Origin of the sequence: Hyphomonas sp. (assembly GCF_037969335.1) — a bacterium.
Classification (GTDB): Bacteria; Pseudomonadota; Alphaproteobacteria; order Caulobacterales; family Hyphomonadaceae; genus Hyphomonas.
Map to the genome: position 1 here is coordinate 1 of NZ_JBBKXE010000075.1, position 13,848 is coordinate 13,848.

Annotated in this window: 15 protein-coding genes; 9 read left to right on the plus strand and 6 right to left on the minus strand. The window is 62.8% G+C overall.

Translation table 11 applies throughout. The features are described from left to right. Window positions 1–317: 317 nt before the first annotated feature. Window positions 318–1,211 (plus strand): DUF3108 domain-containing protein, encoded by an 894-nt coding sequence (locus tag AADA04_RS05895; RefSeq protein WP_340692320.1) that lies wholly within the window; start codon window positions 318–320, stop codon window positions 1,209–1,211. Between the two features lies 1 nt (window position 1,212). Here the strand turns inward: AADA04_RS05895 and AADA04_RS05900 are convergent, their stop codons facing one another. Next, window positions 1,213–2,238, minus strand: a complete 1,026-nt coding sequence (locus AADA04_RS05900) for an RluA family pseudouridine synthase (protein ID WP_340692321.1) — start codon at window positions 2,236–2,238, stop codon at window positions 1,213–1,215. A gap of 89 nt (window positions 2,239–2,327) precedes the next feature. Here AADA04_RS05900 and AADA04_RS05905 point away from each other — a divergent pair, with 89 nt between their 5' ends. Then, the gene (locus tag AADA04_RS05905; RefSeq protein WP_340692322.1) at window positions 2,328–4,037 is read left to right on the plus strand and encodes an alkaline phosphatase D family protein; all 1,710 of its coding nucleotides are present in this window, start codon (window positions 2,328–2,330) and stop codon (window positions 4,035–4,037) included. A gap of 6 nt (window positions 4,038–4,043) precedes the next feature. On the opposite strand, the gene AADA04_RS05910 is transcribed toward AADA04_RS05905, so the two are convergent. The 4 genes from AADA04_RS05910 to AADA04_RS05925 all read right to left on the minus strand — a co-directional run bounded on the left by AADA04_RS05910 (window position 4,044) and on the right by AADA04_RS05925 (window position 6,175). After that, complete coding sequence (locus AADA04_RS05910) at window positions 4,044–4,802, minus strand: SDR family oxidoreductase (protein ID WP_340692323.1); 759 nt, start codon at window positions 4,800–4,802, stop codon at window positions 4,044–4,046. 5 nt (window positions 4,803–4,807) lie between these two features. Then, window positions 4,808–5,134 carry a hypothetical protein gene (locus AADA04_RS05915; protein WP_340692324.1) on the minus strand — a complete coding sequence of 109 codons (327 nt, stop codon included), beginning with the start codon at window positions 5,132–5,134 and terminating at the stop codon, window positions 4,808–4,810. Window positions 5,135–5,206: 72 nt separating this feature from the next. After that, window positions 5,207–5,374, minus strand: a complete 168-nt coding sequence (locus tag AADA04_RS05920; protein ID WP_340692325.1) for a DUF465 domain-containing protein — start codon at window positions 5,372–5,374, stop codon at window positions 5,207–5,209. Window positions 5,375–5,488: 114 nt separating this feature from the next. Further along, complete coding sequence (locus tag AADA04_RS05925; protein ID WP_340692326.1) at window positions 5,489–6,175, minus strand: GGDEF domain-containing protein; 687 nt, start codon at window positions 6,173–6,175, stop codon at window positions 5,489–5,491. Between the two features lie 143 nt (window positions 6,176–6,318). On the opposite strand from AADA04_RS05925, the gene purE reads away from it, so the two are divergent. The 7 genes from purE (at window position 6,319) to AADA04_RS05960 (ending at window position 13,170) form a co-directional block, all read left to right on the plus strand. Next, a complete protein-coding gene (purE, locus tag AADA04_RS05930; protein ID WP_340692327.1) occupies window positions 6,319–6,807 on the plus strand; it encodes a 5-(carboxyamino)imidazole ribonucleotide mutase in 489 nt (162 codons plus the stop codon). After that, on the plus strand, window positions 6,804–7,883 hold the full coding sequence (locus tag AADA04_RS05935) for a 5-(carboxyamino)imidazole ribonucleotide synthase (protein WP_340692328.1): 1,080 nt from the start codon (window positions 6,804–6,806) through the stop codon (window positions 7,881–7,883). Before purE ends, AADA04_RS05935 begins: the two co-directional genes overlap by 4 nt. Window positions 7,884–7,887: 4 nt before the next feature. Further along, window positions 7,888–8,643 carry a creatininase family protein gene (locus tag AADA04_RS05940; protein WP_340692329.1) on the plus strand — a complete coding sequence of 252 codons (756 nt, stop codon included), beginning with the start codon at window positions 7,888–7,890 and terminating at the stop codon, window positions 8,641–8,643. A gap of 92 nt (window positions 8,644–8,735) precedes the next feature. Continuing rightward, window positions 8,736–9,467 (plus strand): ATP-binding cassette domain-containing protein, encoded by a 732-nt coding sequence (locus tag AADA04_RS05945; protein ID WP_340692330.1) that lies wholly within the window; start codon window positions 8,736–8,738, stop codon window positions 9,465–9,467. Then, entirely contained in the window at window positions 9,464–10,222 is a 759-nt protein-coding gene (locus tag AADA04_RS05950) for an ABC transporter permease subunit (protein WP_340692331.1), read from the plus strand. Before AADA04_RS05945 ends, AADA04_RS05950 begins: the two co-directional genes overlap by 4 nt. 3 nt (window positions 10,223–10,225) lie before the next feature. Continuing rightward, window positions 10,226–12,124: a Gldg family protein gene (locus AADA04_RS05955; protein WP_340692332.1), complete on the plus strand. Its 1,899-nt coding sequence runs from the start codon at window positions 10,226–10,228 to the stop codon at window positions 12,122–12,124. Further along, entirely contained in the window at window positions 12,121–13,170 is a 1,050-nt protein-coding gene (locus AADA04_RS05960) for a DUF4340 domain-containing protein (protein WP_340692333.1), read from the plus strand. The genes AADA04_RS05955 and AADA04_RS05960 overlap by 4 nt, the downstream gene beginning before the upstream one ends. 3 nt (window positions 13,171–13,173) lie before the next feature. Here AADA04_RS05960 and AADA04_RS05965 read toward each other — a convergent pair whose 3' ends face one another. Beyond that, window positions 13,174–13,848: a DUF1223 domain-containing protein gene (locus AADA04_RS05965; protein ID WP_340692334.1), complete on the minus strand. Its 675-nt coding sequence runs from the start codon at window positions 13,846–13,848 to the stop codon at window positions 13,174–13,176.

Sequence of the window (13,848 nt, forward strand, 5' to 3'; positions counted from 1 at the left end):
GCTGGGAGTGGCTGACCAGGTGGCCAACGATCGGCTTGGTGCCGGTAAGTTCACATTCGCGGGACATGGGCCTCGCTCCGATTGCATGTTCAGGGTTGTCTCGAAGGCGCGTCGTTACAAGGCAGGAGGCTATCCTGTCAACTCCGAAGCGACAGGCTGGCGTACAGTTTTACAGCCCCATGTCATGCCCTGTCATGATTATTGACTGCAACCACCTGGTTGATTGGGGCATTATAGGGGCAATCTTGTTCAGGCGCCGTTGGCGATGCCACCTTATATAGGGGGTGATGGGGACCAGTTCCGAAGGATTTTACCTGATGAAACGCGCTATTCTGCTTGCTTCCGGACTTGCCCTCACTGTGGCGGGCCTCGCCGTGGCCGATACGGCGAGCCGTAACAGCACCGCCACGCCCGCACTGCTGGCGAATGTGAAGGCCGGCACACCGACGCGCATGATCTATGAACTGGAGGCGAAGGCCTATGTCCTGTTCATTCCCGCCACCGGCCGGGCCAGCTTCGATGTCGCGATGCAGCCGGACAATTACGTGATCAATTCACGGGTCAAGGTGACCGGCATTGCCGACTGGTTCGTGAATTATGACATGGTGCTGCAGGCATCGGGCTATACGCGCAGCGACGCGCTGAAGACCTATTCCTATGTCTCGCAGAACCGCGACGGGAAGAAGAACCGCAAGGTGAACCTCACCATCGGGCCTGACAGTTTCAAGATGAAAGCCGACCCGCAATTCGGGAACCTCGGCGACCCGGCGGCCACGACGCAGCAGGTATTGAAGACGAATGACCCGATCACGGCGCTGATCACGTTTGCGCTGGAGCCGCGCGCACCCGGCGCCGACCCGTGTGGCGGGCCGATCCGCATCTTTGACGGGCGCCAGCTGACCTATTTGCACCTCAAGAATGCCGGCATGAAACATGTGAAGACCGACGCCTGGTCGGGCGACGCCATTGAATGCCATGTCACGATGGAAAAAGTGGCCGGCTACAAGAAGGGCGAGTCCAACAAGGACAATTTGTCAGGCATCGACGGGCCGCTGCGCATGTGGCTGGCGCCGCTCGAGAACGGCGTGACGGTGCCAGTGAAGATCCAGGCCGACACTGACAAGATCGGCAAGATCACGCTGCAGGCCAGCAAGCTGCGTTTCGAGCCCATCGTGATGGAAGAAGCGGCGGCAACGCCAGGCGGCGGCTGACCTAGCCGCGATCATCCTGGGGCAACAGGCGCAAGGCCGCCAGCAGCCCGGCCATGTCATCCGGCATCGGGGCTTCAAAGTGAAGCGTCTCGCCGGTGACCGGATGGACGAACCCCAGAACCGCCGCATGCAGTGCCTGGCGTTCAAATGCGCGGGCCGCGGCTTTTGCGGCGTCAAACTTCTTGCCCGACCCCCAGGCGGTAATCCCTTTTGACCGGCCATAGACCGGATCGCCGATCAGACTGGCGCCGACATGACTCATATGGACGCGGATCTGGTGCGTACGGCCGGTTTCGAGCGTGCACTTGATGAGGGCGGCGGCAGGCAGGCCGGTGCCCTTGTCGCGCAGGCCGAAGGTTTCGAGGGCCTTGTAATGGGTGATCGCCTGGCGCCCGTGCGTGCCGTCGGGATTGCGGACCACGGCCATTTTCTTGCGGTCGCCGGATGAGCGCGCAATCTGCTCGTCGATCGTGCCGGCGAGAGGCCGTGGCGCGCCGCGGGTCAGGGCGAGATAGGCCCGTTCGATATCGTGTTCGGCAAACAGATTGGAGAGACCGACATGGGCGGCCTCTGTCTTGGCGGCGACCATGACCCCGGTCGTCAGCTTGTCGAGCCGGTGGACAATGCCGGGCCGCTCAACGCCGCCAATGCCGGGCAACTGGCCTTCGCAATGGTGCAGCAAGGCATTGACCAGCGTACCGTCCCAGCTGCCGGGCGCCGGGTGCGCGGCCATGCCGGACGGCTTGTTGATGATGATCAGGTGTTCGTCCTCGAAAAGGATATCGAGTGGAATGTCTTCCGGTTGCGGCACCGCAGCCACGGGATCGGGCAGGGACAATATATAGACGCTGCCGACGACGACCGCCTTGCGGGGATCGTCGGTTGCTGCGCCGTCGATGGTCACGGCGCCTTCCTTGATGAGCGCCTTGGCACGGGAGCGCGACAGGGTGCCCGCCTGTTCGGCGAGAAAGCTGTCGAGGCGGAGGCCTGCGTCTGCAGGACGGGCAGTGAGTGTAATCTTTTCCATTATCCGGCCTTATAGACGTGAACTGGTCTCCGCGTCATGGTGCTGTCGTAGTCGCGGCATATAAGCGGCGCGAAACCACGGAGGATATCATGAACGCAGTTACCAGACGCGGCCTGCTCGGCGCCGCCGCCACCGGAGCCCTTAGCCTTGCAGCGTGTGCGACGCCAGCCACCAACACACTGGTCCCGACCGCACCCGCTTATGATGGCGCGGTCGAATTCGGCCATGGCGTTGCCTCGGGTGATCCGCTGCCGACACAAGTGATCCTCTGGACCCGCGTCACGCCGACAACCGGCTCCGGCCCGATCCCGGTCCGCTATGATGTCTTTGGCGAGAGCGATGGCGCGACTCCTCTGCTCTCGGGACTGGTGACGGCAGACGCGTCGCACGATTATTGCGTCAAGGTCGATGTGAAAGGCCTCAGCCCGGCGACCGCCTATCTGTATCGCTTCACGGCCCTGACCAGTGCGGGCGAAGTGGCCTCTCGGGACGGTCGCACACGCACGACCGCCGCCTCAGGTACTGCGCCGGTAAAACTGGGCGTGGCCTCCTGCGCCAACTGGCAGTTCGGCCAGTTCAACGCCTACAAGGCGCTGGCCGCCGAGCCGGACCTCGACGCGATCGTGTTCCTTGGCGATTATCTCTATGAATACGGCATTGACGGCTATGGCGCCGAAACCGCGCAGGCGCTGGGCCGACTGCATGACCCGATCACCGAGATCGTGACACTCGGCGACTACCGGATGCGCCACGCGCAATACAAGTCGGACCCGAACCTGCAGGCGGCGCACGCCATCGCGCCCTGGATCTGCACATGGGACGATCATGAGAGCGCCAATGACAGCTACCGGACCGGTGCCCAGAATCACAATCCGGAAGAGGGTGAAGGCGACTGGTCGGACCGCAAGCAGGCAGCATTGCAGGCCTATTTCGAATGGATGCCGATGCGCGAGCCGGAATCCGGAGATATCACATCCGCCGTCTGGCGCAGCTTCAGCTTCGGCGACGTGGCCACGATCTATGCGACCGAAACGCGCCTGACGGGCCGCTCGCCGACCATCGGCTGGGCCGATGTGCTCAGCGCGACATCCGATCCCGACGACATTGCCACGCAGGCCATGGCACACATGGACGTCATGAATGATCCTGCCCGCACGATGATGGGCGCCGCGCAGGAAGCCTGGCTTGGCGAAACCATGACCAAGTCGGTGCAGGCCGGGAAGACCTGGCAGGTTCTGGCCAACCAGGTGGTGATGGCACGGGTTGCGATGCCAAAACTCCAGGAGACGCTGTCGCCGGAACAGATCTCCGATCTCGACCACCCCTTCGTGCAAGCCATGATCGGTTTCTCCGCGCTGGGCCTGCCGATGAATCTGGATGCCTGGGATGGCTACCCCGCCGCGCGCGAGCGGTTGTATGACAGTGTTCAGGCGGCTGGTGGGCGTCTCGTGACCCTGGCGGGCGACACGCATACAGCATGGGCCAATATGCTCCATGATTCTGAAGGCGCCCGGGTGGGCGTGGAATTCGGTTGCACCTCGATCACGTCACCGGGAACGGGCGCCTACCTCCCCAACGTGCCGGATCTCGGTGAACAGTTCGCAGATGCCAATACGGAAGTTGAATGGCATGACCCATTCGGACATGGCTATACGATCGTCACGCTGACGCCGGACCGGGTCAGCGGAGAGTTCGTCAAAGTCTCGACAGTGCTTGAGTCCGATTACACGGCAGAGCGTGTGGTTACGTTTGCAGCCGTGCCGGACGGCAATGGCGTATCCGCCCTCAGCAAGGTCTGAGGTCGCCTAGTCCAGCAAGCCGGAAAGGCCCCTGCGGCCGCCATCAAGCCGCAGCGCCTCGCCGGTAATGAACGCCGCCTCAGGCGAAGCGAGGAAACGGCAGGCATCGGCGATTTCGTCGGCTTGGGCGGTACGGCCGAGCGGTGTCCGGCGCATCGTCCAGCTCTGGATGCGTTCCTCACTGGGGCGCACGGCGACAATGGCGTTCACCCGGATCGAGAGATCCGCAAGTTCCACGGAGCCGGCGCGCATGACGCCCAGAACGCCGCTCTGCGAAATCGTCTCGGTGAACTGGCCCGGCATTGACGCAATCGCCGAATAGGAGAGCACGAATGTAATCGTGCCCTTCTGGCGCAGGCGTTCGACGCCAACGGTGGGCAGGTCTTCCTGTTCGGCGATTCGCTCTGCAAACACCTGGAGTGCAAGCGCGGTTCCCCGGATCGATTTGGCAATCGCCTTGTCGAATTTCTCCGTCGAAAACTCGAGCAATGTGTCCGGCTCTTCAAGCTCGGGAATAATCACGGCATTATCGATGCGACCGAAGCCTTCGATGGCGGCGGTGAAGGCATTGCGCAGGCCGAGCCGGGTAAACAGCTCGCCCTGGTGGAAGATAACGTCATCGGGCACGGCATTGCGCGCGGTCGCGAGACGTTCGGCGCTGGGGTCGGCCGCCAGGACGCGGTGGCCGGTTTCGCCGAAACGACGCGCGATGGCATCGCCGACTTCCCGGCCGAGGCCGAGTATGGCTGTAACGGGGACACCCATTTTGCCTAGTCTCCGGACGGATCGGCGGGCGTGGCCGTCACGCGGCGCGGATTGCGGATGTCATCGCCGAGAATGGCAAGCCGGTCATTCAGGCGATGTAGCGCGGCGAGAATTTCTCCAAGCAACCGCACCGTCACGAAGAGGAAGATCACAGCGACAACGCCGACAACCAGTTTCGTCAGCGCCACCAAAGGATGGCCCTGAAACAGGAAAATAGACGCGTTGAGAAGGACGAGAAGTCCGGCGGCCAACAGGGCGAGTCCCAGAAGGGCGGTCGCCATCTTGACGGCACCGAGTGTCATCGGCCGATCCTGGTCAAATATATCTCTCATGGGTCGTCCTCCGCCCGTTACCTGCACCAGTGCCCGGCACGCTGACGGAGGACTCGTTCCGCCTGTGCCGCGCTAGCTGGCTTCCAACCATCGCAGCTGTTCTTTAAGCTTCAGTTTCTGTCGCTTCAAATCCTTTAGCTCAAGCGGATCTACCGAGGGGTGCTTTTGGGTTTCGGAGATTTTCTGGTCCAGCTGGCGGTGCTTGTTGGAAAGCTCACTGATCCGACCGTTGAGCGACATGGGCAGTCTCCTTTTGCGGTTAAGAATTTGTGTCCTTAATGCAACACTAAATCATAGAAGCGGGCCGACGTTAAGGGCCGGAATGAAGGATTTCACGAGTTTAACGTAGAAACGTCAGACGTGCAGCGGGCGGGCCGATTTCCTGCGTGCTTTTTGGGCAAACATGTCCTGGTCGCCCAGAGCGATCAACGTGTCAGCCCCCTGCCCGTCCTGCCATTCGGCGATGCCGCAGGACGCGCCGATATGCACCGGCGCAACGTGATTTTCGTCACCATTACAGACCACAAGCTGGTCGATCAGCGTCGTGAGTTGGGCCGCCTTGGCCACTGTGTCTGCATGACTGGCATGGGCGAGCACGACGCCGAATTCGTCGCCACCAAGCCGGCCGACAATGTCGGTTTCCCGCGTGTTCTGCAGCAGGATGTCTGAAACGCGCATCAGGACGTCGTCGCCGGCAGCGTGGCCGAACGCGTCGTTGACCTTCTTGAAATGGTCGAGGTCGATGAAGATCAGGGACAGGGGCGTGCGGAACCGGTCGGCGAGCGCAATCTCGCGCCGGACTTCGCGTTCAAACGCCCGGCGGTTGAAAATCGGGCACAAGGCATCGTTGTCGGCAAGCAGTTCGGCGTCGGAAAGTTCGATGCGCAGACGGGCAACCTCGTCACGCAGCGCGATGACTTCCTCGCTCAAGGCTTCCAGCGCAGCCCGCTCACGCAAGCCGAGCGCATCAAGATCGACACCGAGAATGTCGAGCAGAGCGCGGCGCTGATCCTGCGATACCTGATGGAATTCTTCCGTCATTGAGTAAGGTTATACCCGATTTGAACATAAGGGGAGACGGCAGGAACATGATTTGCACATGCCGGCCCCGCTCAAGCGCCAGTTGACCGCAGGCGCGGCTTTCCTATGGTGCGCGCTTTCCGGCGGCGAGGATCCTGAAAACCATGACTACATCTCCCAAAGTCGGCATCATCATGGGCAGCCAGTCGGACTGGCCGGTGATGCACCATGCCGCCGCGATCCTCGACGAGATGGGCATTGCGCATGAATCACGCATCGTCTCGGCGCACCGCACGCCCGACCGGCTGGTGGAATATGCCAAGGCGGCCAAAGGCCGGGGCCTGAAAGTGATCATTGCTGGGGCGGGCGGCGCCGCTCACCTGCCGGGCATGACGGCGGCCATGACACCGCTGCCGGTGCTGGGCGTACCGGTCCAGTCGAAAACCCTGTCGGGCCTCGATAGCCTGCTATCGATCGTGCAGATGCCGCGCGGTGTTCCGGTCGGCACGCTGGCCATCGGTGAGGCCGGCGCCGTGAATGCGGGGCTCCTGGCCGCCGCGATCATCGCGCTCGTGGACAAGCATGTGGCAGCGAAACTCGATGCCTATCGCGCCGCCCAGACAGACGCCGTGGCCGAGGCGCCCGAGGGATGACAGCCTTGCCTCCCGGCGCGGCCATCGGAATCCTTGGCGGCGGACAATTGGGCCGGATGCTGGCCAGTGCGGCCAGCCAGCTCGGCTTTGACGTGCATGTATTCTGCCCGGAATCGGACGCGCCGGCTGCGCGTGTCGCCATGAAACATTGGCAGGCCGACTATAGCGACAGCGACGCGCTAACCGGCTTTGCCCGGGCCTGCGATGTCGTCACGCTGGAATTCGAGAACATCCCGGTCAGTGCGGTCGAGGCGATTGTTGCCACCGGCACGCCCCTGCACCCGGGCGCGAAATCGCTGGCCCTGTCCCAGGACCGGGCGGACGAGAAAGCGTTCCTGCAAAGCATCGGCATCGCCACGGCGGACTATCGCATTATCGATTCGGACGCCGACATTGCGCCCGCGTTCACCGCACTCGGCGGCAAAGGTGTGCTCAAGACCCGGCGTGACGGATATGACGGCAAGGGTCAGGCCTGGCTGAAGAACGAGACAGATATTGCCGCGGGGTGGGAAAGCGTCGGGCGGGCGCCGTGCGTGCTGGAAGCGGCCATCGGGTTCCAGTGCGAAATTTCGGTCATTGTTGCCCGGTCCAGCACGGGCGAAACCGCCAGCTGGGCGCCGCCGAGGAATGTCCACGAGGATGGCATACTGGCGCGTTCGACTGTGCCGTCGGGCCTTGACCAGGCGGTCGAGGCCGAAGCGCGCAGGCAGGCCGTGATGCTGGTCGATGCGCTGGGCCATGTCGGTGTGCTGGCGCTCGAGTTTTTCGTCATGGCGGATGGTCGCCTGATCGCCAATGAATTTGCCCCGCGGGTCCACAATTCCGGGCACTGGACGCCGGAAGCCTGCCAGACCGGCCAGTTCGAGCAACACATCAGGGCGATTGCCGGCTGGAAGCTGGGCGACACGCATCGGCTTTTCGATGCGGAGATGATAAACCTGATCGGCACGGCAGGCTTGGTCGATCCGTCAAGCCTTGCCCCGAACGAGACGCTGACCCTCTATGGCAAGCGCGAGGCGCGTGCCGGACGCAAGATGGGCCACATCACCCGCCGCCTCAGCCCCCGAAAGGACTGAACCCATGCTGCTTCCCGTATCGACCTGGCAGGACATCGAGCAATGGCTCACACAATCGCGGACGATCGTCATTCCGATCGGTTCGATGGAACAGCACGGACCGAACGGCTTCATCGGAACTGATGCGCTCTGCCCGGAAATCATTGCGCGCCACGCCGAGAGCCTTGCGCCGGATGACATGCTGGTCGGGCCAACCTTCAATGTCGGCTGCGCGCAGCACCATCTCGGCTTTCCCGGCACGATCACGCTGCGGCCATCGACCATGATTGCCGCCATGGCAGACTGGACCGAAAGCCTGATGCGGCACGGGTTCGAGCGAATCTACTGGTACAATGGCCATGGCGGGAACATTTCGACCATCGAGGCCGCGTTCAGCGAGATTCATGCGCGGCGCAGCTTCGATCCGCGCGGCGAAGACAACCGGCCCGGCCTCAGCCTGAAGCGGCGTGACTGGTGGGACTTCAAGGACGTGATGGGCCTGTGCAACAAGCTTTATCCGGTCGGCCATGGCAGCCACGCGACGGCATCGGAAGTATCGGTCACCTATTACGCCTATCCGGACCGCGCACGGCCCGAGGTCGAAATGAGCCCGAAAATCGCGCCAAACGGCAAGATTGGCGACGCGGTGCAGTATCGGCGCGACTTTCCCGATGGCCGGATCGGCTCTGACCCGACCCAGTCGAATGCGGCCGATGGCGAGAAGATTGTCGAGGCAGCCGCCCGGGCCATGATCGACGACGTGATGCGGTTTTCTGAATAAGGTGTAACGCGCGACCTCAGTTCAGACTCTGGCCAGAGGGTCAGAAGGGCGGTATCAAAACAGGCTTCCAGAAAGGCGTGCGAACCGGATACATGCTCGACATTCAGAGGCTGGAAAAATCATTTGGCGCAAAGCACGCGGTGCGCGGCGTTTCCTTCCGGCTCGAGAAGGGAACCGTGCTCGGATTCCTTGGCCCGAACGGGGCCGGCAAGTCGACCACGATGCGCATGATCGCCGGTGTGCTGGAACCGGATGGCGGCGACGCCCTGATCGACGGAAAATCCATCCTGACAGACCGGCGCGAGGCCCAGCGCGCGCTGGGCTATCTGCCGGAAGGCGCGCCGCTTTACGAAGACATGACGCCGCCGGAATTCCTCGTCTTCATGGCCTCGGCCCGGGGCATGAAGGGTGCCGCGCGCAAGGACGGGGTCGAGCGGGCGATTGCCGATGCCCGTATCTCGACCGTCTGCGACCAGCGTATCGGATCGCTGTCGAAAGGTTATCGCCGCCGCGTGGGCCTCGCAGGCGCCATCCTGCATGACCCGCCCGTCCTGCTGCTCGACGAGCCGACTGACGGGCTCGATCCGAACCAGAAGCGGGCAGTGCGAGCACTGATCGCGCGCATGGCACCGCACAAGGCGATCCTGATCTCGACCCATACACTGACCGAAGTGCCGGCCATGTGCACACGCGCCCTCGTCATCGACCGGGGCATTGTCGTGGCTGACGACACACCGGACGCCCTCGCCAAGCGATCCGAGGACGGCTCGCTGGAGGGCGCCTTCATGCGCCTGACAGACCAGGCCGAAGCGGAAACGGCATGATGTCCTGGCTGAAGGAACAGTTCGGCGGCTTCACCGCCACCTATCGGCGCGAACTGGGCGCCTATTTCGCCACGCCGATGGCCTATGTCTTCCTGGCCGTCTTCCTGCTGGCGCTTGGCGTGTTCACCTGGGAGGCGTCGCGCTTTTTTGATACGGGGTCAGCTGATCTTGCCCCCTTCTTCGTCTGGCATCCCTGGCTGTACATGATCTTCCTGCCTGCACTCGCCATGCGGCTCTGGGCCGACGAGCGCACCGCCGGAACGGACGAGCTGCTCCTGTCGCTGCCGCTCGGCATGCCGGGGCTCGTGATTGGCAAATTGTTTGCGGCCTGGACAGTCGCGGGCGTCGGTCTCGCACTGACAGCGCCAATGTGGGTGACGGTCAACCTGCTCGGCAGTCCCGACAATGCGGCCATCGCACTGACCTATATGGTCAGCTTCCTGATGGCCGGGGCTTATCTTTCGATCGGTGCCGCGGTTTCCGCGTTGACCGGCAGCCAGGTGACGGCGTTTGTCATCAGCGTTGTCATCGCCTTTGTCTTCACGGCGGCCGGGTGGCCGCTTGTCCTCTCCGGTGTGCAGTCAGTGTTCGGTACGGGCACGGCGGAAATCGTCGCATCCTTTTCCTTCCTGACCCAGTTCGAAGGCGCTCAACGCGGCGTGCTGGAATTACGCGCCGTCATGTTCTTCCTTGGCTTCACAGCGTTCTGGGCGGTGCTCAACGGGCTCTGGGCCGCGCGTCAGAGGCTCGGATAGACCATGAAGGCGAAACATTATCTTCTCGCCGCGACGGCGCTGGCTACCACGATCTTCGTATCGGGAAACCTGGTTATCCAGAATGCCCTGTCAGGCGCACGTGTGGATTTCACCGAGAACAATCTCTACACGTTGTCGAAAGGCACCAAGGACGCGCTGGCAAGCGTCGCCGAACCCGTAGAAATCACGTTCGTCTACACACGCGGTGTCGGCCAGGAATATCCGGCTGTGCGTGCCTACGCGGCACGCGTGCGCGAATTGCTCGAATCGTATCGCAGCCAGTCGGGCGGGCAGGTCATCGTTCACGAGATCGACCCTTCGCCTTTCTCGAAGGCCGAAGACGAGGCCCTGGCTGCGGGCATCACGGCGGTGGGCACGAATGGCACCGACCCGCTCTATTTCGGGATCATCGGACGCAACGCCGTCGATGACCAGCGGGTGATCCCTTTCCTTGCGCCCGAACGGGAAGTGACTCTGGAATACGACCTGACAAGGATGGTTGCGCGGCTTGATGACCCGGATCCGCCACGCGTCGGGATACTCTCGTCCCTGCCGGGCATGACCGCGCCGGGCGGCGAAGGCGGCTACACGCTGCTGGCTGATATTACCAAGTCGTTCGACGTTGTTCGCATATCTGACGCGTTCCAGTCGCTGCCGGAAGACCTGGATGTGCTGTTCGTCGCTCACCCGCCGGAACTGTCACCTCGTCAGGAATGGCTGATCGACCAATACATCCTGCGCCAAGGCCGCGCCGTCATCATGGTCGACCCGGCAGCGAAGACCGCCATGGGCGGTGGTCTTCTCGGCATGTCACGTGATCATCCCCGGTCTGACCTTGGCGCGCTTGGCAAGGCATGGGGCGTCACCCTGTCTGAGGACGCTGTCGCAGACGCCGCGAACGCATTGCCGGTGCCCGTCGATACGGGCAATGGCCGCATGGAGGAGCTCGCACACCCGCTTTTCATCGGTGCGCCTGCGGCAGACATGAACGCGAACGACCTTGTGACGGCAGACCTGACGCGAAACGTGAATTTCGGTGCCCCCGGCGCATTGCTTGCCGGTACCCTGCCGGACGGTGCCGTTTTCTCACCACTCATCTCAACCGGTCCGAGCCCGTCTTATATCGATGCCGGGGAAGCCGTTCGCGACATGACGCCCGGTGACGTATTGAAATCCTACAAGACGTCGCCGCAGCCTCTCGTCCTGGCAGCCCGTCTGTCGGGATCGCTCACGACGGCCTTTCCTGCCGGTGCACCGGCATTGGACGAACCAAACGACCCGGGGCTGGCCGAGCTGGCCCGCGCCGAGGCGGCGAACGCCCAGCCACACATCTCTACAAGCGTGACAGATGCGGAGATCGTGCTGATCGCGGACGTCGATGCGCTGGCAGACGATTTCTACATCATTCCCGGACGGGATGTCGTCGTGGCCGACAATGGCGCGCTTGTACTGAACGCGATTGATGCCCTGTCAGGCGGCGGGGAACTGTCTCGCCTCAGGTCGCGCGCGCCGAGCCTGAGGCCGATGACACGGATCGACCGGATGCGCGAAAGCGCAGAGGCCAAATATTTCCGCCAGCAGGCCGAACTCGAGAACCGCCTTGCGACGGCGCAGTCCCGGCTCGAGGAGTTACAGGATATCAGTGCAACAGACGGCTTTTTCTCAGGCGACCTCGAATCTGTCCTGTCTGAAGACGAACGTGCGGAACTTGCAAAACTGCGCGCGGATATCGTCGAACTGCGCGAGCGGTTGCGCAGTATCGAGCGGGACTATCGGCGCGATATCGACCGGCTGGAAGGCATGCTCAAACTGATAAACATCTGGGGCGGCCCCCTCCTGATCGGGTTGATTGGCCTGCTTGTATGGCGGCGTCAGAACTTCCGGGAGGGTCGGGGCGCATGACAGACGTTCCGTCTCAAAGGCGCGTGCGGCGCCTGCAAGTGCTTGGCGCGGTGGCGGGGGCGCTGACCGTGCTGGCTTTCCTCTTCAGCCTCGGTGGCCAGGACTCGCCGCAAAGCTCCGAACGCATGGGGGATCCGGTCCTGCCGGGCTTCGCTGCCGTACGCGCGGAAGCGAGCGAGATCCGGGTTACACTGGCTGATGAAGCCTACAGCCTGGTCAACGGACCGCACGGCTGGACACTTGGCGGAACTGATGGCTACCCCATTCGTGCCGACAGGCTGGCCGACCTCGCCGGCGGACTAGAGACGCTGACCTGGGGCGAGGGACGCACGCGCGACCCCGGCAAGATGAACCGTATCGGTCTTGGGGATCCACGCGACGGCGGCACAGGCGCCCTGATTGAAATCGTGAACGAAGCCGGCACCGTCACCGCCGCGCTTCTGACGGGCCGCAAGGGTCCGAATGTCTATGCAAGGCTACCCGGCGAAGCGCAGGCTTTCCGCGTCAATGGCGACTTGCCGCCGCTCTACAATCACGACGCCTGGCTCGATCTCGACATCATCGACATCCATGAGGACGCCGTTTCGGCCGTTCGCCTGTACGACGCCGGCGGCAACAGCCTGTACCTTCAACGTTCGGTCGGCAGCAGCGAGCGGAGTTTTCGCCCGGCACCGCCGTATCAGGACTATCGCCTTGTTAGTCGTATCGCCGCCTCGACGCCGGCGCTTGCCCTCACGCGACTCCAGCCGATCGGGGTAAAGCCTGCCGCGAAATTGACGACACGGATGGCGGCGCGCCACATAACGGAAACGCATGATGGTCTGGAAGTGGAGCTGAGGGCCTATCGCGAACCGGATGGCTATTTCGTCACGTTGCGGGCCGTCGAAGCGGGCGAAGGCGCCCAGCGTGGCAGCACAATCAATCAGAAGGCGGCCGGATGGGCGTTCGAGGTGACTGAATTCGACTGGAATGACTTTACGCCATCCATCGCATCGATCGTGCGCCCGCCTTTGCCCGATGAAACGGACGCGCCGGCCCAGCCCTGAGGCCTAACGGCTGATATCCATCGCAGCGAGGACGCGGCCGAAGCCCGCTTCCTGGACAACAAGCGCGCAGGTCGTTTTGCAGACAGACGGGTCGATTTCGACACGCCCGCCGATCCACGGCCCGATCGATGTCACGTGCGTGACCGGATGGACCATGTTGGTCGGGTTTGCATCGCCGTCGAGGTAATCAACCACAAAGATATCGGTGAGGCCGGTGACGGAACCCGTCAGTTCGATTTTCTCGCCCTTGCGTGCGAGATGCGCTGGCGAAGGGGCGGCATGGCTGACGCGCTCGAGTGCAGACTCGACCTGAGCCGGTTTGCTGCCCGGGCATTGCTCAAGGCCGTTATAGACGGTCTGCGGCGTATAGGGACCGCGCAGCCGGAACCTGTCGACATAGGCCCTCTGGCGATCCTTGGATTCGACCAGGGCCATCGGGTCTTTTTCACCCAGGTAATCCCAGTAATCGACCGACCAGGTGAGGATCAGCACGTCATCGCGCTCCGCGTCGACTGTCGTCATCGTGCGATGCGCCTTGGGACAGGCCCGGCAATTATGCGAGGCGAAGAGCTCGACGAGGACGGGCGCCGGTGCGTCGACCGGCGCAGGCTTTTGCGCCGCTGCCGGAAATGCCGTCAGGGCAAGCAGTATCAGGGAAGGCAGGTGTGCATGTTTCAT

Excerpts from the sequence above, each read along its gene's own strand:
- AADA04_RS05950 (WP_340692331.1), top strand. The coding sequence starts at position 9,464 with ATGATGTCCTGGCTGAAGGAACAGTTCGGCGGCTTCACCGCCACCTAT.
- AADA04_RS05905 (WP_340692322.1), top strand. The coding sequence starts at position 2,328 with ATGAACGCAGTTACCAGACGCGGCCTGCTCGGCGCCGCCGCCACCGGA.
- purE (WP_340692327.1), top strand. The coding sequence starts at position 6,319 with ATGACTACATCTCCCAAAGTCGGCATCATCATGGGCAGCCAGTCGGAC.
- AADA04_RS05900 (WP_340692321.1), bottom strand. The coding sequence starts at position 2,238 with ATGGAAAAGATTACACTCACTGCCCGTCCTGCAGACGCAGGCCTCCGC.
- AADA04_RS05915 (WP_340692324.1), bottom strand. The coding sequence starts at position 5,134 with ATGAGAGATATATTTGACCAGGATCGGCCGATGACACTCGGTGCCGTC.
- AADA04_RS05920 (WP_340692325.1), bottom strand. The coding sequence starts at position 5,374 with ATGTCGCTCAACGGTCGGATCAGTGAGCTTTCCAACAAGCACCGCCAG.
- AADA04_RS05955 (WP_340692332.1), top strand. The coding sequence starts at position 10,226 with ATGAAGGCGAAACATTATCTTCTCGCCGCGACGGCGCTGGCTACCACG.
- AADA04_RS05935 (WP_340692328.1), top strand. The coding sequence starts at position 6,804 with ATGACAGCCTTGCCTCCCGGCGCGGCCATCGGAATCCTTGGCGGCGGA.
- AADA04_RS05940 (WP_340692329.1), top strand. The coding sequence starts at position 7,888 with ATGCTGCTTCCCGTATCGACCTGGCAGGACATCGAGCAATGGCTCACA.
- AADA04_RS05895 (WP_340692320.1), top strand. The coding sequence starts at position 318 with ATGAAACGCGCTATTCTGCTTGCTTCCGGACTTGCCCTCACTGTGGCG.
- AADA04_RS05945 (WP_340692330.1), top strand. The coding sequence starts at position 8,736 with ATGCTCGACATTCAGAGGCTGGAAAAATCATTTGGCGCAAAGCACGCG.
- AADA04_RS05925 (WP_340692326.1), bottom strand. The coding sequence starts at position 6,175 with ATGACGGAAGAATTCCATCAGGTATCGCAGGATCAGCGCCGCGCTCTG.
- AADA04_RS05965 (WP_340692334.1), bottom strand. The coding sequence starts at position 13,848 with ATGAAACATGCACACCTGCCTTCCCTGATACTGCTTGCCCTGACGGCA.
- AADA04_RS05960 (WP_340692333.1), top strand. The coding sequence starts at position 12,121 with ATGACAGACGTTCCGTCTCAAAGGCGCGTGCGGCGCCTGCAAGTGCTT.
- AADA04_RS05910 (WP_340692323.1), bottom strand. The coding sequence starts at position 4,802 with ATGGGTGTCCCCGTTACAGCCATACTCGGCCTCGGCCGGGAAGTCGGC.